This is a genomic window from Bacillus sp. C1 (genome assembly GCF_054570475.1).
On the sequence record NZ_JBTMZT010000002.1, the window covers coordinates 466,162 to 489,692 of the forward strand.

Consider the following 23,531-nt stretch of genomic DNA (forward strand, 5'->3'; position numbering starts at 1 on the left):
GTTATTCTTGTTATGGACAGTTCAGGCGTTCTTTATAACTGTGGAACACCTAGAGAAAGTTGGGCATACAATGAGAACACAGTTCATAAAGTTATACGGATATAGGGTAGGAAGGATGATTGATATGTGCGGGATTACAGGATGGATTGACTTTAAGCGGTCGTTAGAAAATGAGAGAGAAACGGTGAAGAAGATGGCAGAAACACTCGCAAAGAGAGGGCCGGATGATACGAATATATGGGTGAAAAGGCACGTTGCTTTCGGACATAAACGGTTAATTGTAGTTGATCCTGAGGGTGGGAAACAGCCGATGACATGTAGATGTATGAAAGAAGAAGAGAATTACACCATTTGCTATAATGGAGAACTTTATAATACAGAAGATATTCGTAAAGAATTACAGCAAAGAGGTTATACATTTAAAGGGCATTCTGATACGGAAGTGTTATTAGCGTCTTATATAGAGTGGAAAGAAGAATGTGTCGATCATTTAAATGGGATATACGCTTTTGCGGTTTGGGATGAGAAAAAAGAACGAGTATTTATCGCACGTGATCGGCTAGGGGTTAAACCATTATTTTACAAATATAGTAATGGGAGATTATTATTCGCTTCAGAATTAAAAGCTATTTTAGCCCATCCAGATGTAAAGACAGAAGTGACGACAGAGGGGCTCTCAGAAGTACTTGGACTCGGGCCGTCTCGAACGCCCGGTCATGGTATTTATGCAGGAATGCAGGAGCTTCGTCCTGGGCATGCGCTGACATTTTCAAAAGATGGTTTATGTATGTGGCGATATTGGAATGTGGAAAGTAAAAAACATGAACACTCATTTGAAGAGACGGTAGAACAAGTACGCTTTCTGCTTAAAGATGCAATTACAAGACAATTAGTTTCCGATGTGCCCTTATGTACATTTTTGTCAGGCGGAGTGGATTCAAGTGCCATTACTGCATTTGCAGCAATGGCATATGAAAGAGAAGGGAAAGGAAAGCTGTACACGTATTCTATTGATTACGAAGATAACGAAAAATATTTTAAAGCGAATGCGTTTCAGCCGAATTCGGATGCACCGTTTATTGATTTAATGACAGAAACGTTTGGTACGATTCATCAACGCTGCGTGATTTCTAATGAACAGTTAGCGGAATATTTAACAGAAGCAGTGCTCGTGCGTGACTTACCTGGTATGGCAGATATCGACTCTTCGTTATTATGGTTTTGCCGTGAAATTAAACAAGATTTCGTTGTTGGTTTGTCGGGCGAATGTGCCGATGAAATCTTTGGTGGTTATCCATGGTTTTACCGGGAAGATGATTTGCAATCCAGTGCATTTCCGTGGATGCGTTCTACAAAGGCGCGTGAACAACTTCTGAAAAAAAACTGGCGTAATAAATTGAAACTTGGAGAGTATGTAGAGCAGCGTTATGAAGAATCCATACAAGAAGTGCCAGTGTTAGAAGGAGAAAGTGTACTTGAAGCAAAAAGACGGCAACTATTTTATTTAAATATGGTTTGGTTTATGACAACACTATTAGACAGAAAAGATCGCATGAGTATGGGAGCGAGTCTAGAAGTACGTGTTCCATTTGCAGATCATCGTCTTGTCGAATATGCGTGGAATATTCCTTGGGAAATGAAAATGTATAAAAATCGCGAAAAAGGTCTATTACGTAAAGCGTTAGAAGGGGTATTGCCAAACGATATCTTATATAGAAAGAAAAGCCCGTATCCGAAAACACATAATCCACATTACACAAAAGCAGTAACAACGTGGTTACAAGAACTATTAACAGATAAAAACTCCATTTTGCATGAGTTGTTTGATAGAGGGCAACTACAAGGATTGATTCAATCAGGAGGGAGTGCGTTTCAAACGCCATGGTTTGGTCAGTTGATGAGCGGACCGCAGTTACTAGCGCATTTGGCGCAAATTCATGTGTGGTTTAAGGAGTACGGGGTGAATGTAAAAGAATAGTGAAAAGCGGCTTACAATTTGTGAGCCGCTTTTTGAGGATGTTTTTACTTTATATTGATGTGATTTTAATCCGCCTATTCCACACATGTATGTAGCTACTCCTGATTTGTTGGAGTTGTGTAGTTTTTCTTAATGATATCTTTCATATTGATAGTAAAGGATATTAGGAATACAGCAGCTAAGACAACGTTTACCCAATAATATGTATTTCCTTCTGTAAATTTATTATAGAAGGATTGGACATTAAACAATAAAAGGAGCGCTGAAAAGAAAGTAGAGCATGCTAACATACCAAAACTTTTCATAATTGACACCTCAATTCTAAAAGTTAAGACTTTTAATACAATTATACATTCGAATAAAAAGATTTACAAAGAGTTATTCAAAGAGAGCAAGTAACAGTAAATAGGGTAATCGTTAGAAAAATATGCTTAACGTTGTAAATCCGCATTTTCCTGACGCTACCCTATTCGTTAATTGTTTGAGCTTACAGCATAAGCTACGATTCCGCTAGGATTATACGCACTTTATTCCCTTTTATCCCGCTATTTGCGGGCAATAAGGCCCTCACCTCAAAATTCAGAGAGAAGCGAGGAAGATAGGTGAGAGCTGATAATCAGTGGGGGATGAAGAAAACCCCCAGCGAATAAAGTTTCACTTTATTTTATCTTTGTATCAGAACTTACCTTTGTCTAACTTACCTAGGCCTAGAGACAATTATGGGATAATAATTCCGCTGCTTGGAGGAATTAGAGTCGCTTGTAACGTACGTTCGTCAGTAGTGATGCTGGCAAGTTCAATATTGCTAACAATAAAGATGAATAGTGTGTACGTATGTGCCCCAGGACCTACTATATCAAACCAGTTAAAACTGTGCGTTAAGTTAATAGAATCCCCAACATTTTGTTCCAAAATGGAATTATCCGTCTCTGAGAAATTAACTACAAGATTGGAGTCACGTTCTAATCGGAAAAGCGCTCGGTAGGAAAATGGGCTAGTACCCCTAATATCCAATGCTACTGTGCTTTCTAATTTCACGATTGTTGTTCCTTCTACAGTGATGGGTAGACTAATAATGGGAATAAATTCATTTTGTTCTGGTATGCGTATCCCTTCAGTTTTTTTTGTTAAGACATATCTAGTTTCACTCGCTTGTGTTGGTGGAATATTGAAGACTGGATTAACGGTAATGACTGGATTAAATGTATTCGTGGAATTGTTTTCGTGTGAACAACAACATGGATTCTTTCCACAATGTGAACAATTCTTATGTTCACACTTTTTCTCTTTGCTATCTTTTCTGTGTCTTTCCATTCTAGTCCCTACTTTCTCCTATGAAATTCAATATATATTACGAAGAAATATAGAAATAGCTTGTGCGCTTGTCCATGCTTATTGAACATAATTTGCGGGCAGTAAGACTCCCGCCTCAAAGTTTAGCGGATGCAAAGAAGTTAGGTGGAAGCCTTACTGCCCGTAAAAGCCCAATTGGTGATGGGTAATCAAAGTTTCACTTTATAAGTATGAATATTGTACACCTGTTCAGTTAATATAATGTTTCAATTTGATGGGCGTGGTGTTCTGCCGGGATACGCGTACTTTTGTGTCATAGGGATAGCAATGTGGTGTTACCTCTATATTTGTTGGGGAATATTTCAAATATTGTTATTGTCAAAGTGTTATCAGGTTAAGACTGTATGAAGAAGGTTCAAGAAGAATTTTTCACTTTTTATAAGGGGAACATCCTAAGCTTTCATTTATCAGATTGAATGTGAAAAAGAGATGAATCTGTCATAAATGTTTCCATAATGCATTTATTTAATATGGTAGGTGCTTTTTGGAGGTGGCGTATGCCAGAAGAAAATGAAATGTTACGTGCTGCTGCATTGGATCCAAATTCGGTTGGTCCTACTTTATCTTCTATTCCACCATTTACATTCCCTACAGGTCCAACAGGCCAAGCAGGAGAAACAGGAGCTACAGGTTCAACAGGCCAAGCAGGAGAAACAGGAGCTACAGGTCCAACAGGCCAAGCAGGAGAAACAGGAGCTACAGGTTCAACAGGTCCAACAGGCCAAGCAGGGGAAACGGGAGCTACAGGTCCCGCAGGAATCAGCTGTATTAGAACTGACCCGAATAATGGCTGTTCTGTAGCAGAAGGAAATAATACGATTGCAAATGGATTTGCCTCCCATGCAGAAGGGTGTAACACCATAGCAAACGGAGAGTGTTCCCATGCAGAAGGAAGGGAAACTGTTGCAAATGGAATTGCTTCTCATGCTGAGGGAGGAACGCCGGATAATACTTTATTTCCAGCTCCACAGGCGTTAGGAGATTTTTCTCATGTAGAAGGAGTTGCTACAAATACAACAGCTGGTGGAACAGGTGCTCATGCAGAAGGTTTTGGAACAACAGCTAGCGGCCTTGTTTCGCATGCTGAGGGATCAGGAACAACAGCTAGCGGACCTGCATCCCATGCAGAAGGTTTTAATACAACAGCGAGTAATGGGAGTGACCATGCTGAGGGATCAAGAACAGTAGCTAGCGGAGGATCCTCCCATGCAGAAGGTGGCGGTACAACGGCCAGTGACTCTTTTGCTCATGCGGAAGGTCAAAATACAACGGCAAGTGGGAATTCCTCGCATGCGGAAGGTTCGAATACGATAGCGAGTGGCCCCTCCTCACATGCGGAAGGTACTGGAACAACAGCGAGTGGCCCCTCCTCACATGCAGAAGGTACTAGTACAACAGCAAGTGGAATTAACTCGCATGCGGAAGGTACTAGTACAACAGCAAGTGGAATTAACTCGCATGCAGAAGGTGCTAGTACGATAGCCGATGGAATTAACTCGTATGCGGAAGGGAACTCTACAACGACAAATGGTTTTGAAGGGGCCCATATTATGGGGTTAAACGGCGCTGTTAACAATGTGGATGGAGACCCAACTTATTCATGGAATGTAGCTTTCGGAGCAGTACCGTATGATGCTGCAGGTCTAGTTGGAAAACTTCTAAATAACGGCAATATGTTTATTGATGGCGCATATTCAACTCCAGCGGGTGATTACGCAGAAATGTTTGAAACAGCCGATAGAAACGCGATTGATGTTGGTTATTTCGTTACTGTATCGACAGAAGATAAAATTCGAAAGGCCACTTCAAATGATCGATTTATTTTTGGAATAACAAGTGCGACACCAGGTCTGTTAGGGAATAGTGGCTGCTTACGTTGGCAGGGAAAATACCTTACTGATGAATGGGGACGAAGAAAATACCAAGAAGTTATCATTCCAGAGCAAAAAGATAGAGAAGGAAGAATAATCACTCCAGACAGAAAAATAATGCAGCCGATATTAAACCCAGAATGGAAACCTTATGAAGAGTATATCTCTCGTGTAACTCGTCCAGAATGGATAGCCGTTGGGTTAATTGGTCAAGTATTGGTTCGAGACGATGGAACTTGTGAAACTCATGGCTATTGTTGGTCAAATGATGATGGAATAGCAACGAAATCGGAGAAAGGATATTTTGTATTAAAACGGACAGGTGCTAATCAAATTTTGGTTTTGGTTCGTTAGGCGACGAACATTCTTGAAAAGGATCCTTTTTCCAAAAAAACAAATAAAATAATTGACAAAAAAGTAATTTTGAATAATAATCAAATTATAATAATTTTAATTAAGTAGTAACTATTGATAAATAGGAGGTTCCCCTTAATGAATCCAAATGATCGCTTAACAACAAACCAAGGTGCTCCAGTAGGAGATAACCAAAATTCTCGTACGGCTGGTCGTCGTGGACCAGTATTATTAGAAGATTACCATTTAGTAGAAAAGCTTGCTCATTTTGATCGTGAACGTATTCCGGAGCGTGTTGTACATGCGCGTGGTGCAGGTGCTCATGGTGTTTTTGTAACGAAAAATAGCATGAAAAAATATACAAAAGCAGCATTTTTACAAAACGCGGGAACAGAAACACCGGTATTTGTTCGTTTTTCAACGGTGATTCATGGGCAAGGTTCTCCAGAAACGGCACGTGATCCACGTGGTTTTGCGGTGAAATTTTATACAGAAGAAGGGAACTATGATCTTGTAGGTAACCATTTACCTGTTTTCTTCATTCGTGATGCGATTAAATTCCCCGACATGGTACATTCTTTAAAACCAGCGCCAGATACAAACATTCAAACACCAGATCGTTACTGGGATTTCATGACATTGTCTCCGGAGTCTACGCATATGATGACTTGGGTGTTCTCTGATTACGGTACACCGGCAAACTACCGTCAAATGGAAGGTTTCGGGGTACATGCATTTAAGTGGATAAATGCAGAAGGTAAAATCGTTTACGTTAAATATCACTGGAAACCACAGCAAGGTGTACGTAATTTAAGTGCAAAAGAAGTAGAACAAGTACAAGGGAAAGATTTCAATCACGCTACTCGAGATTTATTTGATGCGATTGAGCGCGGAGATTATCCGAGATGGGATCTTCACGTGCAAGTCATGCAACTTGATGAAATGGATGCTTTAGATTTCGATCCGTTAGATCCAACGAAAGTATGGCCGGAAGATCTCTTCCCATTAATGGAAGTTGGGACAATGACATTAAATCGTAATCCCCAAAACTTCTTTGCAGAAGTAGAGCAAGTAGCGTTTACGCCAAGTGCAACTGTAACTGGCATTGAACCGTCTGAAGATAAATTATTACAAGGGCGTTTATTCTCTTATCCAGATACGCAGCGTTACCGTCTTGGTGCGAACTACTTACAAATCCCTGTAAATTGTCCATATGCAGCTGTTCGCAATCAGCAACGTGATGGCGTGATGCAAATGAATCAACAATCATCAACTATTAATTACGAGCCAAGTCGTCACGCAGGAAATCCAGTGGAGGATTCAGCATACCGTGATTCCACTATGAAACTCGATGGCTATGTATCTCGTGAGAAAATCGACAAACCAAATGACTTTAAGCAAGCGGGTGAGCGTTATCGTTCATTCTCTAAAGAAGAACGAGACAACTTAATTGCAAACTTAACAAATGATTTAAAAGGTGTGCATGAGCAAACGAAATTACTTGCGATTTGCAACTTCTTCCGTGCAGATCAGGAGTATGGTATGCGGTTAGCGAAAGCGTTAAATGTTGATATTTCAGCGTATGTAGGAAACTCTGCGAAGTAGTAAAATTCTCCATTTGTAAACTTAAACTGTTATATGTGTCTATTAATAATATAAAAAACAAAAAACGACTGATTTTCAGTCGTTTTTTGTTTTGGTATATCGAGAAAAACTTCATTTTATTTGAGCATAGATTAGTAATAAAAACTGTATCGCTAGGAGGGGGGACGTGTCATTACATAAGAAAAAACAAATTTTTAATGTTTATATGCTTATCGCTATTTTTAGATAACAACTATTGAACTGGGTTCTTTTATGCAAAAAACATCCGTATCAAAGGTGTCTTGATACGGATAATCGGAAAAGAAGAAGTTTGGACCGTTTTTTTTTAACTTTATAGGAAGAACTTTTGTTTCTTATATCATATAAAAATCATTTTTTAGCCCTCTCGTATAGATGTTTCGCTGTATTCATAAGCCTTCTCCCCATGCATGGAAATATCAAGCCCCATTTGTTCTTCGTGTTCATGTACGCGAACTGGAAGGAAGAAGTTAATTATTTTAATAATGGCGTACGTCATCACGGTTGTAAAAGCATATGTTGCTCCAATTGCGGCTAGTTGTTTAAAGAGAAGTGCGGCATTTCCGTAAAATAATCCGTCAGCGCCGCCGCTATTAACAGAAGTTGTAGCAAATAGCCCGGTTGCAATCCCGCCCCATGTACCACCAATGCCGTGACATCCAAATGCATCAAGTGCGTCATCGTATCCAAGTTTATGTTTTAAAAAGAAAACGGCTCCGAAGCAAAGCACCCCTCCGATTGCCCCGATTAAAAGAGCGGAAAGTGGAGTGACAAATCCGCAAGCTGGTGTAATAGCGACAAGACCTGATATAGCACCGCAAGCAGCTCCCATTACAGTCGGTTTTGATTGGAAGAACCATTCTGCTAAAATCCAAGTTAAAGCAGAAGCTGCTGCTGCGGTATTGGTATTGATGAATGCGGTCATTGCAACGTCGTTTAATGTAAGGGCACTGCCAACGTTAAAGCCGAACCATCCAAACCATAATAAACCTGCACCTAAAAGTGTAAAGGGGAGATGATGAGGGGAAGAGCCGTTTGCGTCTTTTCGCTTGCCGAGAAAAATCGCTAGTACAAGTCCGGCAACGCCAGATGTTATGTGCACAACATTACCGCCAGCGAAATCTAATGCTCCGAGTTCGCGAAGCCAACCGCCAACGCCCCATACCCAGTGGGCGACAGGGTTATAAACAATTGTTGTCCAAAGAAGAATAAAAATAAGAAAAGCAGAAAATCGCATTCGTTCAGCAAATGCCCCTGAAATTAATGCAGGAGTTAAAATTGCAAACATAAGTTGAAACATCATAAATAAATTGTGTGGAATTGTAGCGGAGTAGTCTGGATTTGGTGTGAAAGTTACGTTTTGTAAACCGAGCCAATCAAGCGAACCGATAATGCCGTTCCAATCTGGTCCGAAAGATAAAGAATAGCCGAGAAAAATCCATTGAATAGAAACAATTGCCATCGCGCTATAGCTATGCATCGTTGTGCTCAGTACGTTTTTACTTCGGACCATCCCGCCGTAAAAAAGAGCCAAACCTGGCGTCATAATCATAACCATTACTGTCGCTAAAAATACAAACACAGTATCTCCTATATTCACTCTTTTTCCCTCCTACAATGTTATAAAACATCACATTTAATGTTATTTTTCATATCATATGCAAAAATAAATAGAAAATCAATATGTTTTTTAGAAAATTTAGAATTTAATGTAACAAAAGTTAACATGGCATTTGTGTAAGTGCGGTTTATCCGAAAAGTTGATATACTATTCTTGCAATTAAGAAAAAGTTGGGGGATATTATGTGGAAAAGAGGAGTGTTCAGTTGTTTTTGTATGATATTTGTTTTTTTAGCACCTACGCATGCGTTAGCAGCAGAAAAAAGAGTATGGCAAGATGAAGTCATTTATTCTATTATGGTTGATCGTTTTAATAATGGGGATGCAGGAAATGATAAACAGCTTAATGTAGGGAATTTAGAAGGGTATCAAGGGGGAGATATACAAGGGGTTATAAAGCGACTCGATTATATAAAGGAGATGGGATTTACGACTGTTATGCTTTCACCGATTTTTCAAAGTGAAACGTATGATGGACGTGGTACGGTTGATTTTCGAAAAGTGAATGAGCATTTTGGATCACTGCAAGATGTGAAACAACTTACGCAAGAAGCGCATAAGCGAGATATGAAAGTGGTCTTTCAATTTGTTGTAGAAAAAGAGCAAGAAGCGCTCGCTGATTCGGTAAAATGGTGGGTGAAAGAAGCGGACATAGATGGAAGTTATGTTATACATAGCAAAGAAATATCTCATCGTGTATTAGATGAAGTAAAACAAAGTGTTCAAGGGATGAAAAAAAATTTCCTCGTTATGAATGATGGGGGAGAGAATGTACATAATGAGTACTATAAGCACATAACAGATGTCTTTGCGAAATCAGATACATCTATTAAACCGCTGTATGACGCTAGTTTAATAGAAAATGGTAAAGAAATAGGCGCTTTTTTAGATCGTCAGGATACAAAGCGGTTTGTCAGGGGTGCGAAAGAGAATGGATATTATCCGCCATCACGTTTAAAGCTCGCACTTGCTTATTTATATACATCACCAGGGGTACCGATTGTTTACTACGGAACAGAAATCGCGCTTGATGGCGGGGATGTACCGGATAATCATAGGCTAATGGACTTTAAAACTGATGAAAAATTTTTACAGTATATAACCAGATTGGGAGAGTTACGCGAGAAGTTGTCATCTCTCCGTCATGGTACATTTGAGTTGTTATATGATAAGGCTGGAATGAGTGTACTAAAAAGGAAGTATAAAGATGAAGTAACACTTGTTGCAATTAACAACACGCAAGAGACGCAAAAAGTTTCGCTTTCGGAAAATGAGATAGGAGAAAATCGAGAACTAAAGGGATTAGTGGAAGATGAAATTATTAGAGAAGAAGATGGGAACTACTATCTTGTATTGAAGCGAGAAGAAGCAAATGTATATCAAGTTAGAGAAAAAACAAGTATTAACTGGCTCTTTGTCTCTTTATTAGTTGGTATAAATGTGTTATTTATTACTTTTTTAATTGTCGTAAAGAAAAGGAAAAAACAATAAGAGTGGGCATGTTTTAAGACGTCGCATATTGTATATAGCTCGATTCAAACGAAAGCAAATCTGCACTCATTTTCTCCTTTTGTTTTCACACGGCATGGGGCTAAAAAAACTGACCACGTATATGCAAGGCCGAACGCTCTTTCCTATCTAAAAAGAGGGTGTGCTAAGAAGTAATCTTTTTGCTACTTCCCAGCATACCCTCTTATTTATACTCTTACTCAACTAATACTATAGCCTATTTACGGCTATGAAAACAAAAGCTGAACTGCTCTCATTCTCTTCTGCCTAAAAAAGAAAGTTTTTTCTTTTAGCGGTAGTTAATGAATTGTACGTCGATTGGTAAATCAGCACCGCGAACGGCTGTGATTACTGCTTGTAAGTCATCACGGCTTTTTCCAGTAACGCGAACTTGATCATCTTGTACTTGTGTTTTCACTTTTAATTTTAACTCTTTAATAATGTTGTTAATTTTCTTCGCATTATCTTTATCGATACCTTGTTGCAATGTTGCGCGTTGACGTACTGTGTTGCCAGCAGCACTTTCTACTTTTCCGTAGTCTAAGTTTTTAATTGGTACTTCGCGCTTAACTAGTTTTGAAATAAGAACGTCTTTTACTTGATCTAATTTAAACTCATCATCAGAAGTTAAGACGATTACTTCTTTTTCTAATTTAATATCGCTTTTGCTGCCTTTAAAGTCGTAACGATTTTGAATTTCTTTTAATGCGATGTTAATAGCATTTGTTACTTCTGGTAATTCTACTTTTGAAACGATGTCAAAAGAACTATCTTTTGCCATGGTTAGCACCTCCAAATTAAATTCCATCTTCTATTATAGTGAATTTTGGAGAGTTGGACAAATAAAGGAAAAATCGTGTTATAATGAACCTTTCTTTGGAATGATAAAAATATAACTTTATATATAGAAGGGAATTACAATATATGTATTTACAACCAGGAGCGATTGAGCAAGTAACTGTTTTACGAGAAACAGAAATTGGATATATGGTCGGCTTTGACGATGAGGAAGGTTATGAAGAAGTATTTTTACATAAAAATGAAGTAGCAGGAGAGATTGAAGAAGGGGATACGATTGACGTATTTTTATACCTTGATCATAAAGAACGAATTTCTGCCACAATGAAGACGCCGGTAATTACAGTACATGACTGGAACTGGGTAAAAGTTGTAGAAGTAAAACCTGATCTAGGTGTATTCGTTGATATTGGTGTTTCGAAAGATATCTTAATCCCAGCCGATGAGTTTCCGATTTATACACCGGTTTGGCCAGAAGAGGGCGACGAATTGTATTGCACATTAAAACTAACAAATCGCGGCCGTCTAATTGCTCTTCCAGCAAGAGACTCAGATATGCAGGAAATTGTCGTTGATGCAACGCCATCTATGCGTAACAAAAATGTGAATGGACGCGTGTATCGCTCGCTTCAAGTTGGTTCGTTTGTATTAACGGATGAACATTTCCGTGCGTTTTTACACCATACAGAAAGAAAAGAACAAGTTCGTATTGGTGAGCGTGTAACAGGTCGTATTATTGATGTGAAAGATGATGGTACAATTAATATTTCCCTGCTTCCGCGTAAAGAAGAGGGAATGGAAGATGACGCTGCTGTGATTTATGAGTATATGGAAAGTCGCGGCGGAGCAATGCCGTTTTGGGATAAGAGTCATCCGGAAGACATTAAAGAGCGTTTCAATATGAGTAAAGCAGCATTTAAACGTGCGCTTGGTAAGTTGATGAAAGAGGAAAAGATTTATCAAGAAGAAGGATGGACGTACTTTAAGAAATAAAAAAACGAACAAGGTAGCTTGTTCGTTTTTCAGAGTGTTAGGAAACAGGAGCTAGAGGGCTCCTGTTTTTTTGTCGTTTTTTGTTGGTTAGTCGATATTCTTTGTCGAATCGCTGATATATTCCAATTTGCGCTGATATATTGTGAGAAATGGTTGATATATTTGAAAAATCGCTGATAAAATTTCATTCACCATTTTACACGAACAACCCTAGTCAGATTACTACGTTTCTTTTTATCCTTTCGTGCATTACTGATAAAATTTCATTCGCTGATTTTTGATAGATTTTTGATAGATTTTTGATTATTTTCCTGAAAGACGGGAGAAGGTATCTTTCAAATCACTATCTTTTACTTTAATATTGGCTTTCTTGAATTCATCTAACAATATTTCTTGACCGGCAGTTGGATCCGCTATTCGTTGTTCTTCCAAAGTTTTACGAATGGAATCTTTTACTTCGTCGTATGGTTTTAATTCTTTTTTATCGGTAAGTTTAATAATGTGGTAACCATGTGGTGATTTAACGGGTTTGCTAATTTCACCGACATTTAATTTGTAAGCAGCATCTTCAAATTCAGGGACCATTTTACCTGAACCGAAGTAACCGAGGTCACCACCATTTTCTTTTGAACCAGGATCCTCAGAATGTTCTTTTGCTAATTCTTCAAAAGAAGCACCTTCATCTAGCTTTTTCTTAATGTCATTTGCTGTTTTTTCATCATTGACTAAAATGTGACTCGCTTTAATTTCCGGTTTATAATTCGCTTTTACATCTTTTTCTGTAACGGTTTTCTTAATGGCCTTTTCCATTGCTAATTTAAATCTAATTTGATTTTTAAAGTCGTCTTCATCTTTTAAGCGATTGCTTTCTAATACTGTTTTGAATTGATCACCGTACTGTTCTTTTGCTTTTTTCACTTCTTTATCGACTTCATCATCAGATACTTTATATTTTGTTGTTATGATATCTTGTGCCATCATTTCATATAACGTATCTTTTCCGTACCGTTCTTTTAGCTGTTTGTCAAAGTCGCTTTTTGTAATGGTGGAAACGTTTGATGTTGCGACCGCCTCTGAGCTATCTTTTGGATCACAAGCAGATAGCATTAACGTCCCAAGCGCAGCGGTTGCGATCCATAATTGTTTTCTTTTCATGCTAACACCTCGTCTAATTATGTTATTGTTATTGTAGGATAGAGAAGTGAACATGAAGTGAATTTGACATGTTTTTTCCTTGGAAATATAAAACGTACATCAACAATGGTGTTGATGTACGAGTTTATTACAAGTGATCCGTTTTTTTAGAATATGCACGTTTGCCTTGCTTGATGTTCTTTTGTTCGTGTTCATTTTTCTCTGTACGTTTCGCGTTATTATCGCGTGCTTTTTTATCGTTATCGCTCGTATGAGGCATACGTATCAGCTCCATTTCTAAACAGTTGCATGTTTAGCATTTCCGTTTTCGTACAGACTATGTATACGAGTATTGGTAAACCTATTATGTATATAAAGGTGGGCTGGGAGATGGATTTAAAATTAAATTATGCGGAACTAACGAAAAAACTCATTGCTGTTCTCATTGCTGGTTTATTAAATGCGATTGGAATGAACTTATTCTTAACACCGGCAAAAGTATATGCGAGTGGTTTCGCAGGATTATCTCAATTGATTTCGCAAGTATTAGGCGATTTTGCTTCGGTTCACATCTCGACAGGAGTACTGTTCGCTTTATTTAATATTCCGGTCGTTATTTTAGCATGGAAAAAAGTCGGGAAGGCTTTTACGTTCTTTAGTTTTTTATGCGTTGTATTTATGACACTGTTTTTAGAAATTGTACCAGTGAGAGCAGTTTCGAATGACATTATATTAAATGCTATTTTCGGTGGTCTCATTTCAGCAATAGGCGTCGGGATTGCCTTGAAATGGGGGGCGTCTACAGGCGGTTTAGATATTATTGCAATGATTTTGTCGAAAATTAAAGATAAGCCTGTAGGAACCTATTTCTTTTTGTTTAATGCTGTGATTATTATTGCAGCTGGTTATTTGTACGGCTGGGAAAAGGCATTATATACGTTACTTACATTATATGTATCATCACGAATTATCGATGCGATTCATACTCGTCATGTGAAAATTACAGCATTTATCGTAACGACAAATGGGAAAGACGTCCGAAAAGCAATTCAAGCTCGTTTAGTAAGGGGTATTACAACTGTACCGGCTACCGGGGCATATACAAATGAAAATAAAGAAATGTTAATGATTGTCATTACTCGCTATGAGCTATATGAACTAGAGCGCATTATTAAACAAGTAGATCCTGGTGCATTTACAAACGTCGTGCAAACAGTCGGGGTATTTGGATTGTTTCGGAAAGATTAAAGAGGACCGAAAATCGGTCCTCTTGTTTTAATGCGCATTCGTAATGTTTTGGAGTTGTTGTTGCAAATCACGCAGCTGTACTCTTTCAGCATTTGAAGAATTGGCATAAGCGGATTGCAAAGCATTTTTTGCTCGATACACGAGCTCTTGTTGCTCTGTAGCACTTGAGCAAGAAACGGCTTCAGAAACAGCATCTCGCGCTTGCTGGAATAATAAATTACCCATTTAAACCCCTCCGAGAGAAGAGTTGTTGCGTTCTTTTTCTGCATCAGCTAATGTACCGCGGTACGGGAATCTTGCGGCATGCTTCATAACAGCATCGGCCCCTTGTTGAATGAAGCGTTTTGATTTGTTCTTTTTACCCATTCGTAATTCCCCCTTCTTTTGCAGAAAACAACTGACACATCTTTGTGTCTAGTGGTAGTATGAGCGTTTTCTTTTGAAACTATAAGTAGGGAATTTTTAGATTACAATCCAAGGACCTCTTCTAAATAAAGGGCAATCCCATCTTCTTCATTTGTTAGTGTTGTGTGGTTAGCTAACGTTTTTAATTCAGGAATCGCATTACCCATCGCGATGCCGTGACCTGCATATTCAATCATCTCAAAATCATTATCTTCGTCACCAAAAGCGATAATTTGTTCCTTTGGAATGTTATAATAACTAGAAATTTTTTGAAGGCCAATGGCTTTATTTAGACCACTTTTTACAATTTCAATAATTGGCCAAGGAGCGCCCCATTTTCGGTGATCAATCACTTCCGCATGCATATCTGTTAAATGCTGACGAATAGTAGTTGCTTGTTCATCGAGCGCATCGATTAATAAGCATGTTGGATGATCTTGTAAAGTGTTCAGTAAATCTCCCGTGAAAATCTTTGGAGAGCCAAATTCAAAGATATGTTTTTTATCCTCATCAATTTCGCGAACATATACATCATCCATTACTTCGGCATAAATGTTTTTTACGCCAAAGTCAAAGCAAGCGCGAACGATTTCTTGTGCAGTGGAAAGTTCAAGAGGAGAGTGATGCGTTCCCCAATTTACATCCAGTGGGTGATGAACATAAGCACCATTAAAGTTAACGATAGGTGTATTTAAGCTAAGTTCTTTATAATAAGTGTGACTAGCACGGAACGGACGCCCTGTTGAAATGACAACAACATGCCCTTGTTCTTTCGCTTTTTCAATTGTTTTCTTTGTTCGTGTGGAAATGATTTTATTGTCTGTAAGTAAAGTGCCGTCTAAATCTAATGCGATTAAATGTTGCTTTTTCATGTTTTCACCTCTTATGAAAATTTTTTTGTTTCTATCTGTATTTCCGGTTTATATGCAGAAATAAGAGGTTGGGAAGTGTATGAATACTCCCCCACTTAGCAAAGCTTGAAGTGGGGGTTTCTAACGTTTCGGCTTAACGGACGATTAACGTCAGTGGAGATAACACACTAGCGAGCTGTTTCACGCCTAACCCCTCTATCCCGTTTTTCCATGCATTCGGGACTACTTTTCGTAAAATATTCGCCGTAGCATTTACGTCTGCGTTGAGTTCGATGCCTTTCGCAGAACGATACATACCACGTTTTATTCGTTCTCCTGAAAAAGTTGCATGTTGGTCATCTGTTCCATACGTTGGAATGAAGTCATGATCTAGAAAACTTACTTTTGACGTGTACGATTCCTCGGTTACAATAACAAATATTTTTTTCGATTCACCTCACCACCTTCACATATGTTTAGAGATGGGAGTCCTCTCGAAAGATATGATAGAGAAACAACTATGGATGGAAGTTTCTTTATATATAAATACAAATTGAAAAAATGACATACAACCATTCTTTTTAGGAGGGAGAGAGCATCCAGCCATGCATAGAAGTGGTCAGCCCCCTCTTCCTGCCCCATGCCAAGTGAAAACAAAGAGAGAAAATGAGTGTAGTTCACTTTTTGTTCGTCTTAGCAGCGGGGGATGTGCCCTAAAATCAAAATGGATTTATATATTCATCTTACGTCGCACAACATGTTAGAGTCCACTATTTCCTGCTTTGGAGTAGAAAAGTCAATCTTTTTTTGGAAAGTTCAAATAATGTTTCTTTCATTTTGTACAATTTGTGAAAAGGGTTACATTGTCTACCTAGTAAGACGTATAATGAAAACGTAATCTTCTCGTATATGTTTGACTCTCCTTTGGAACTGGCCTTAGAATAGGTCGGTTTCTTTTTTTTCAACAAATCCTTCTTTTTTTCCTGCTTTATGATGTAAATTCATATATGTGACCAAAAATCAAAAGTATGACAGGTTTCCTAAACATAACAGAAATGCTTTTTCAAAACTGGACATACTAACGGTGTAAAGATGTCATGGAAGGAGAATGAAGATGGGACAAAATCGCAGGTTTCGTTCTGGACAGAAAGCACCAAATGATGGGATTTACGTGGAAATTGGTGAAACAGGAAGTATGGTGAAAGATCCACAAATGGTAAAATTAACTGCTGGTCAAAGGTTTCCTGAGAACTCGAATCATAACCGTCAGTGGACATATAAAAGAAAACCGTAAAGAGATCCGCAGCGTTAAGCTGCGGTTTTTTGTGTGTATTTTAAAAAGCGAAAATATATAGTTAAATTTATTGTATAAAAAAAAGAATGGGAGTATAATGAGTTCAAAGGTCAAAGAAAGTCAAAAAATCAAAAAAGGTCAAATGTTTGGAGGACTGTAAAGATGGACTTAAATCAAATGACAACGAAAACACAAGAAGCGATTATGAGTGCTCAATCTTTAGCGGTATCTCATCATCATCAAGAAGTAGATACTGTTCATGTATTGCTCGCATTGCTGCAGCAACAAGAAGGATTGGCAGTACGTATTTTTCAAAAAATGAATGTTGATATAGAGGCGTTAAAAGCAGGTGTAGAAAGCTTAATTAAGAAAAAACCTTCTGTAACTGGAAGTGGAGCAGAAGCTGGGAAATTGTATGTAACAGGTGCTTTGCAACAACTGCTTGTAAGAGCGGGAGCTGAAGCGGAAAAATTGCAAGATGACTACATTTCGGTAGAACATGTATTGCTTGCTTTTTCTGAAGAGAAAGGCGATATCAATCAATTATTCACAAAATTTAACATTACAAAAGATAATTTATTACAGTCTTTAACGACAGTTCGGGGGAATCAAAGAGTGACAAGCCAAAATCCAGAAGTAACGTATGAAGCGTTAGAAAAATATGGCCGTGATTTAGTGGCTGAAGTAAAGACAGGGAAAATTGATCCTGTTATTGGTCGTGACAGCGAAATTCGCCGGGTTATTCGTATTCTATCTCGTAAAACAAAAAACAACCCTGTTTTAATTGGGGAACCAGGTGTTGGTAAAACAGCAATTGTTGAAGGGTTAGCGCAGCGAATTGTAAAAAAGGACGTACCGGAAGGGTTAAAGGATCGAACAATCTTTGCATTAGATATGAGTGCGCTCGTAGCTGGAGCAAAATTCCGTGGTGAGTTTGAAGAACGTTTGCAAGCTGTATTAAACGAAATTAAAAAAAGTGAAGGTCGTATTCTTTTATTTATTGATGAACTTCATACGATTGTTGGGGCTGGTAAAACAGAAGGAGCGATGGATGCTGGTAATATGTTGAAACCGATGCTTGCGCGTGGTGAATTACATTGTATTGGAGCGACAACTTTAGATGAGTACCGAAAGTATATTGAGAAAGACCCAGCGTTAGAACGCCGTTTTCAGCAAGTATTAGCAGAAGAGCCAACGGTAGAAGATACAATTTCTATTTTACGTGGTTTAAAAGAGCGCTTTGAAATTTATCACGGTGTCAATATTCATGACCGTGCGATTGTCGCAGCGTCTGTATTATCTGATCGATATATATCCGATCGCTTTTTACCAGATAAAGCGATTGACCTTGTCGATGAAGCGTGTGCAACAATTCGAACCGAAATTGATTCAATGCCGACAGAATTAGACGAAGTAACGCGCCGGATTATGCAGCTAGAAATTGAAGAAGCAGCCCTTGGAAAAGAAACAGATCGCGGCAGTCAAGAACGTTTAAAGACGTTGCAACGGGAATTATCTGATTTAAAAGAAGTTGCAAGTGGAATGAGAGCGCAGTGGGAAAAAGAGAAAGAAGACATTTATAAAGTTCGTGATTTACGTGAACATTTAGAACGCCTGCGCCGTGAGTTAGAAGAAGCAGAAGGAAATTATGATTTAAATAAAGCTGCTGAACTTCGTCACGGTAAAATTCCAGCTATGGAAAAAGAATTAAAAGAAGCCGAAGAAATGGGTACTAATAACGGACAAGAGAATCGCTTGCTACGTGAAGAAGTAAGTGAAGAAGAGATTGCAAATATTGTTTCGCGTTGGACTGGTATACCAGTAGCAAAACTTGTCGAAGGTGAACGTGAAAAACTACTCCGTTTAGAACAAATTTTATCAGAGCGTGTTATTGGACAAGAAGAAGCGGTAAGCCTTGTATCAGATGCAGTTCTTCGCGCGCGCGCGGGTATTAAAGATCCGAATCGTCCAATCGGTTCGTTCATTTTCTTAGGACCGACAGGCGTTGGGAAAACGGAGCTCGCAAAAACATTAGCGCAATCTTTATTTGATAGTGAAGAGCAAATGATTCGCATTGATATGTCTGAGTATATGGAGAAACATGCTGTGTCACGTTTAATTGGGGCGCCCCCTGGGTATGTAGGATATGAAGAAGGTGGACAATTAACAGAAGCGGTACGTCGTAAACCATATTCTGTAATTTTGTTAGATGAAATTGAAAAGGCACATCCAGAAGTATTCAATATTTTATTACAAATGTTAGATGATGGGCGGATTACAGATTCGCAAGGTCGAACAGTAGATTTCAAAAATACAGTGATTATTATGACATCGAATATTGGTTCAGGGTATTTACTAGAAGGTGTACAAGAAGACGGTACGATTAAAGAAGAAGCAAGAGAACTTGTTATGGGACAGCTAAGAGGACATTTCCGCCCTGAATTTTTAAATCGTGTGGATGAAATTATTTTATTTAAACCATTAACAACGAATGAAATGAAAGGAATCGTCGATAAAATCGTGAAGGAATTGCAAGGACGTTTAGCAGAGCGTCATATCACGTTGGAATTGACAGAATCCGCAAAAGAATTCGTTATAGAATCTGGATTCGATCCGATGTATGGAGCTCGTCCATTAAAAAGATATATACAGCGCCAAATTGAAACGAAATTGGCGAGGGAGTTGATTGCAGGAACGATTACTGATAATAGTCATGTCGTTGTTGCTGTAGAGAATCATGAATTAGTTGTTCATGTAGAATAAAAAAGAGTCCGGATTATTGGATCCGGACTCTTTTTTATTAGTGCTGTTCTACTGGTTCGTTTGGAATTGCGGCTGCAATTGCCATAACAAGTACAGCAAGAACAACTGAGAAAATAGACGCTTGCTGGAAATCGTATGTACCGCCGGTCATAGAACTAATTACGTAGCTCATCATATGCACAAGCATAAACGACCAAATAAAGGCCCAAATTACACGCATCTTTTCACACCCCTATTCGTTCAATCTGTCCTTATTGTAACACAATTGAAAACAGAATATAGAAAAATATTTGTGGATTTTTCAACGCAAATTTGTATTCTGTTCATACATTATAAAAGAGTAGTTTTTTATGTTTAGAAAATAAGGCGGGAGAATAATGAGTATTACGGAACGTTTTTTTTATTTAGAACAAGAGCCATGTGTCATTTATTTACCAGAGAAACCGAATGGATTTGGAGTTATGCTTCTTGGTGATTACAATTATTTTATTGAGAATGGTACAAGTTTATGGACACAGCATGCAGGGCGAGCTCATTTTTTACATGGATTGATAGAGAATGGATATACAGTTTTTTCATCTAATTTATACGGGAGACACTGGGGGAATGATCAATCGGTTCGTTTAGCGAAGCGGCTGTATCATGTTGTGATGAAAAAAGAAACACTAAATGAACAAATTCATATTATTGCAGACGGAATGGGAGCACTTGTGGCTCTTGAAATAATGAATCGGTACCCTGAGTGTGTTCGATCTGCGGTGATGCTTACTCCCTGTCTTGATTTGCCTGCACATGTGGAATTTGAGAAGGAGCATAAATTTTTCTATAAAAGGCTAGTTAGAGAGTTATCCCTTGCTTATGATGTGGAGGAAGCTCTATTTGAAGAGAAGATTGCCAAGAAGTCCTTTTCTTATTTACCTTCTTGTGTGCCTGTAAAAATATTTGTACCAACGCAAGAAAAGAAGGCACGTAAGCAGTTGTTGCGAGAATATGAAAAAAAGCGAATGAATGAAAATTGTGAAACATCACTATCGTTTCATTTACAAGATGTAAAATATAAAATGGTTCAGCATACATGCCGTTTTTTTAAAAAGTGTGAAGAAGATTTATGAAGCTCCCATATACATAAATGAGGAGCTACTTGTTTAGAGAGGGAAAGGATGGGTGACATGAAGCGTGTACTTATTATAGGGTCCCTATCATTTGTAGGTTATCATCTTGTCAATAAAATGCTTGCGGAAGAAGTGGAAGTATATGGACTTGATTTTGCAGATTTAGAAAGCATATCAAAAATAAGTGAAGAAAAGCTATTTTTAATTGGACGGAATGATTTGTTTGTTTACTCAACTATAAGGGATGAAAATGGATGGAAGGTGGTAGAAACCGACCATTTTGATGCCGCGTATTTTTGTTTATGTGAACCGAATCAGCAAAGTGGATTTAGGAATGAACGAATCATTTTACAATATTTGAAGCGTGTTATTCATATGTGTGACAGAAAACAAGTAAAGCTAAATGTACTTTCTTCTATTGAAGTAGCGAATATACAAGATGAGTCTGAAAATAAACGACTATTTATGAAAATGGAGGAAGAGGTGGAAAAGGCAAGTATTTGTTATAGTATACTTCGCGTTCCAACTTTATATGGCCCGTGGCAACCTTCTTTTATGGCGTACCATCGGCTTATTCTTTCTGAAATTATGGGAACAGATTATCACTTTGTCCAGCAGGAAAATAGAGCGGACCTTCTTTATGTAGAAGATGTGTGCGAATATTTATGGGAACATGGTAATGGACTTGGAAATACAGGTGTATATAATTTAATTAGTGGTAAAAAGAATTTATGGGAAAAAGGAATGGCCCTTTTGCATGCTAAGGATAAAGCAGGAAAAATAATGGAAGAGGTAAAAAGCAAATCGATAAAGAGTATTTGTATTGCGAAAAATACACCGCTAGAATTCGGTTTAAATAAACAATTGACACATTTAAAACAGTATAAAGAATTATACGAAGAACAAAACACATGTTAAACTATACAAATACACATTGAAAGACCGACATAAAGTGAAACTTTAATCAGTTGGAGGCTTCATCACCTACTGATTAACAGCCCTCACGAATCAGGCTGTTACGGACAGTTTGATCTCCCGCCAATCTTCTTTGCTTTCGCTGAATTTTGTCCGCAAAGAGCGGGATAAACTTATTTCTTTTAGATGGTAGAGGCATAGAAGCTGTTACTACCCTATGTTAAGTTAACGTAAAGGTGTTGTTCTTCGGAGTAGCGACTTAATATGTTGGAAAAGTAAAGTGAGTATAGAGTAAGGGGGATATAACTCCGTTATATGGAAAGGATGAGAAAGCATGAACGAAAAAAATATGCAGTTTTTACAAATCGCGATGAAACACTTGCCAGAAGCGAAGGCAATCTTAGATGATAATGGGATTGCGCTTGATATGGAAAAAGCGCAGCCAGTATTAGAGTTATTAATGAAAGTAATGAATGAAGCATATGAGCTTGGAAAAGCGGGAAAATAAAGTGAATTAGGCATAAAACCATTTCTTTTTGGGTGGGGACGGAATTTGTAAATCCCCTCATTTTATTTGGAAATGAATACATTAGTCCCAAAATAGAGAAAGGTTATATTCCTCATGTAATATAAAATAAGGAATATGACCTTTCTTTTTTTTGCTTAGAAATATATTCTAGACAAATGAACAGTTATGTTTTAATATTAGTACCAAGTCATAATAATTGATATAAAACGGAGGGCTGCGATGTGAACGTAGGCATTTTAGGGATCGGAAGATATGTGCCCGAAAAAGTAGTCACAAATCACGATTTAGAGAAAATCATAGATACATCTGATGAATGGATTCGTACGAGAACGGGAATTGCGGAAAGACGCATTGCTGATGATACAATAGATACTTCATATATGGCAGTAGAAGCTGCGAAGAAAGCACTTGAAGATGCAGGGGTCAGCGGAGAACAAATTGACCTTATTTTAGTTGCGACAGTAACGCCGGATCGTTCTTTTCCAGCGGTTGCTTGCGTGATTCAAGAACAAATTGGTGCAAAGCATGCAGCGGCGATGGATGTAAGTGCAGCATGTGCTGGATTTATGTACGGAATGATTACAGCGCAGCAATTTATTCAAACGGGAACTTATAAAAATGTATTAGTAGTTGGCAGTGATAAGCTATCTAAAATTGTCGATTGGAATGACCGAAATACAGCAGTGCTATTTGGAGACGGAGCTGGAGCTGTTGTAATGGGAGCTGTTTCAGAAGGGAAAGGTATTCTTTCATTTGAGTTAGGAGCGGATGGAAGTGGCGGTAAGCACCTTTATCAAGATGAATATGTTATGATGAATGGCAGAGAGGTCTTTAAATTCGCTGTGCGTCAACTTGGTGATTCCTGTCTTCGCGTTATTGAAAAAGCCGGTCTCACAAAAGAAGACGTGGACTTTTTAGTTCCTCATCAAGCAAACATTCGCATTATGGAATCGGCAAGAGAAAGATTAAACTTGCCAGAAGAAAAAATGAGTACAACAATCGAGAAGTTCGGGAATACATCGGCTTCTTCAATTCCAATTGCGATGGTAGAGGAATTGCAAAATGGGCGTATTCAAGATGGGGATACAATCATATTAGTCGGTTTTGGCGGCGGATTAACATGGGGAGCGGTGGCTCTTCGTTGGGGAAAATAAGGACTGAGAGAAAAAAGGAGTGTATTT

At 38.3% G+C, this 23,531-nt stretch carries 22 protein-coding genes and 1 pseudogene; 12 read left to right on the forward strand and 11 right to left on the reverse strand.

What is annotated here, in order from left to right:
• The first annotated feature begins 124 nt into the window (after positions 1-124).
• On the forward strand, positions 125-1,978 hold the full coding sequence (asnB, locus tag ACX5JI_RS08865) for an asparagine synthase (glutamine-hydrolyzing) (protein WP_459500711.1): 1,854 nt from the start codon (positions 125-127) through the stop codon (positions 1,976-1,978).
• A gap of 95 nt (positions 1,979-2,073) precedes the next feature.
• On the opposite strand, the gene ACX5JI_RS08870 is transcribed toward asnB, so the two are convergent.
• Together ACX5JI_RS08870 and ACX5JI_RS08875 are read right to left on the reverse strand one after the other, a co-directional pair.
• A complete protein-coding gene (locus ACX5JI_RS08870; RefSeq protein ID WP_459500712.1) occupies positions 2,074-2,283 on the reverse strand; it encodes a hypothetical protein in 210 nt (69 codons plus the stop codon).
• A 412-nt stretch (positions 2,284-2,695) separates the two neighbouring features.
• Complete coding sequence (locus ACX5JI_RS08875; RefSeq protein ID WP_459500713.1) at positions 2,696-3,292, reverse strand: FeoB-associated Cys-rich membrane protein; 597 nt, start codon at positions 3,290-3,292, stop codon at positions 2,696-2,698.
• A 536-nt stretch (positions 3,293-3,828) separates the two neighbouring features.
• On the opposite strand from ACX5JI_RS08875, the gene ACX5JI_RS08880 reads away from it, so the two are divergent.
• Both ACX5JI_RS08880 and ACX5JI_RS08885 read left to right on the forward strand, forming a co-directional pair.
• Entirely contained in the window at positions 3,829-5,556 is a 1,728-nt protein-coding gene (locus ACX5JI_RS08880) for a peptidase G2 autoproteolytic cleavage domain-containing protein (protein ID WP_459500714.1), read from the forward strand.
• A gap of 138 nt (positions 5,557-5,694) precedes the next feature.
• On the forward strand, positions 5,695-7,161 hold the full coding sequence (locus ACX5JI_RS08885; protein WP_459500715.1) for a catalase: 1,467 nt from the start codon (positions 5,695-5,697) through the stop codon (positions 7,159-7,161).
• Between the two features lie 376 nt (positions 7,162-7,537).
• Here ACX5JI_RS08885 and ACX5JI_RS08890 read toward each other — a convergent pair whose 3' ends face one another.
• Positions 7,538-8,779: an ammonium transporter gene (locus tag ACX5JI_RS08890; protein ID WP_459500716.1), complete on the reverse strand. Its 1,242-nt coding sequence runs from the start codon at positions 8,777-8,779 to the stop codon at positions 7,538-7,540.
• 203 nt (positions 8,780-8,982) lie between these two features.
• Here ACX5JI_RS08890 and ACX5JI_RS08895 point away from each other — a divergent pair, with 203 nt between their 5' ends.
• Entirely contained in the window at positions 8,983-10,290 is a 1,308-nt protein-coding gene (locus tag ACX5JI_RS08895; RefSeq protein WP_459500717.1) for an alpha-amylase family glycosyl hydrolase, read from the forward strand.
• 307 nt (positions 10,291-10,597) lie between these two features.
• Here ACX5JI_RS08895 and ACX5JI_RS08900 read toward each other — a convergent pair whose 3' ends face one another.
• Entirely contained in the window at positions 10,598-11,089 is a 492-nt protein-coding gene (locus tag ACX5JI_RS08900; RefSeq protein ID WP_459500718.1) for a YajQ family cyclic di-GMP-binding protein, read from the reverse strand.
• A 143-nt stretch (positions 11,090-11,232) separates the two neighbouring features.
• On the opposite strand from ACX5JI_RS08900, the gene ACX5JI_RS08905 reads away from it, so the two are divergent.
• Positions 11,233-12,099: a CvfB family protein gene (locus ACX5JI_RS08905; protein WP_459500719.1), complete on the forward strand. Its 867-nt coding sequence runs from the start codon at positions 11,233-11,235 to the stop codon at positions 12,097-12,099.
• 303 nt (positions 12,100-12,402) lie between these two features.
• Here the strand turns inward: ACX5JI_RS08905 and prsA are convergent, their stop codons facing one another.
• Together prsA and ACX5JI_RS08915 are read right to left on the reverse strand one after the other, a co-directional pair.
• Positions 12,403-13,254 carry a peptidylprolyl isomerase PrsA gene (gene prsA, locus ACX5JI_RS08910; RefSeq protein ID WP_459500720.1) on the reverse strand — a complete coding sequence of 284 codons (852 nt, stop codon included), beginning with the start codon at positions 13,252-13,254 and terminating at the stop codon, positions 12,403-12,405.
• Positions 13,255-13,381: 127 nt separating this feature from the next.
• Positions 13,382-13,513, reverse strand: coding sequence for a DUF3941 domain-containing protein (locus ACX5JI_RS08915; RefSeq protein WP_459500721.1), 132 nt, complete (start codon positions 13,511-13,513; stop codon positions 13,382-13,384).
• Between the two features lie 110 nt (positions 13,514-13,623).
• On the opposite strand from ACX5JI_RS08915, the gene ACX5JI_RS08920 reads away from it, so the two are divergent.
• Positions 13,624-14,481 (forward strand): YitT family protein, encoded by an 858-nt coding sequence (locus ACX5JI_RS08920; RefSeq protein ID WP_459500722.1) that lies wholly within the window; start codon positions 13,624-13,626, stop codon positions 14,479-14,481.
• A gap of 27 nt (positions 14,482-14,508) precedes the next feature.
• Here the strand turns inward: ACX5JI_RS08920 and ACX5JI_RS08925 are convergent, their stop codons facing one another.
• From ACX5JI_RS08925 to ACX5JI_RS08940, 4 genes and pseudogenes are all read right to left on the reverse strand, one after another.
• Entirely contained in the window at positions 14,509-14,706 is a 198-nt protein-coding gene (locus ACX5JI_RS08925) for a DUF3813 domain-containing protein (RefSeq protein WP_459500723.1), read from the reverse strand.
• Positions 14,707-14,847: a competence protein gene (locus ACX5JI_RS08930; protein WP_459500724.1), complete on the reverse strand. Its 141-nt coding sequence runs from the start codon at positions 14,845-14,847 to the stop codon at positions 14,707-14,709.
• Positions 14,848-14,948: 101 nt separating this feature from the next.
• The gene (locus ACX5JI_RS08935) at positions 14,949-15,758 is read right to left on the reverse strand and encodes a Cof-type HAD-IIB family hydrolase (RefSeq protein ID WP_459500725.1); all 810 of its coding nucleotides are present in this window, start codon (positions 15,756-15,758) and stop codon (positions 14,949-14,951) included.
• Positions 15,759-15,891: 133 nt separating this feature from the next.
• A pseudogene (locus ACX5JI_RS08940) lies at positions 15,892-16,179 on the reverse strand (RNA-guided endonuclease InsQ/TnpB family protein); the annotation flags it as partial.
• Positions 16,180-16,851: 672 nt separating this feature from the next.
• Here ACX5JI_RS08940 and ACX5JI_RS08945 point away from each other — a divergent pair.
• Both ACX5JI_RS08945 and clpB read left to right on the forward strand, forming a co-directional pair.
• Positions 16,852-17,031, forward strand: a complete 180-nt coding sequence (locus tag ACX5JI_RS08945; RefSeq protein WP_459500726.1) for a YjzC family protein — start codon at positions 16,852-16,854, stop codon at positions 17,029-17,031.
• Between the two features lie 162 nt (positions 17,032-17,193).
• Positions 17,194-19,794, forward strand: a complete 2,601-nt coding sequence (gene clpB / locus ACX5JI_RS08950; RefSeq protein WP_459500727.1) for an ATP-dependent chaperone ClpB — start codon at positions 17,194-17,196, stop codon at positions 19,792-19,794.
• Positions 19,795-19,831: 37 nt separating this feature from the next.
• Here clpB and ACX5JI_RS08955 read toward each other — a convergent pair whose 3' ends face one another.
• Complete coding sequence (locus ACX5JI_RS08955) at positions 19,832-20,014, reverse strand: YjzD family protein (protein ID WP_017152857.1); 183 nt, start codon at positions 20,012-20,014, stop codon at positions 19,832-19,834.
• A 157-nt stretch (positions 20,015-20,171) separates the two neighbouring features.
• Here ACX5JI_RS08955 and ACX5JI_RS08960 point away from each other — a divergent pair, with 157 nt between their 5' ends.
• The 4 genes from ACX5JI_RS08960 to fabH all read left to right on the forward strand — a co-directional run bounded on the left by ACX5JI_RS08960 (position 20,172) and on the right by fabH (position 23,504).
• Positions 20,172-20,906, forward strand: coding sequence for an alpha/beta fold hydrolase (locus ACX5JI_RS08960; RefSeq protein WP_459500728.1), 735 nt, complete (start codon positions 20,172-20,174; stop codon positions 20,904-20,906).
• Positions 20,907-20,963: 57 nt separating this feature from the next.
• A complete protein-coding gene (locus ACX5JI_RS08965; protein WP_459500729.1) occupies positions 20,964-21,824 on the forward strand; it encodes an NAD-dependent epimerase/dehydratase family protein in 861 nt (286 codons plus the stop codon).
• Positions 21,825-22,155: 331 nt separating this feature from the next.
• Positions 22,156-22,329, forward strand: a complete 174-nt coding sequence (locus ACX5JI_RS08970) for a ComZ family protein (protein WP_003195910.1) — start codon at positions 22,156-22,158, stop codon at positions 22,327-22,329.
• A gap of 242 nt (positions 22,330-22,571) precedes the next feature.
• Complete coding sequence (fabH, locus tag ACX5JI_RS08975; RefSeq protein WP_459500730.1) at positions 22,572-23,504, forward strand: beta-ketoacyl-ACP synthase III; 933 nt, start codon at positions 22,572-22,574, stop codon at positions 23,502-23,504.
• The last annotated feature ends 27 nt before the right edge of the window (positions 23,505-23,531 follow it).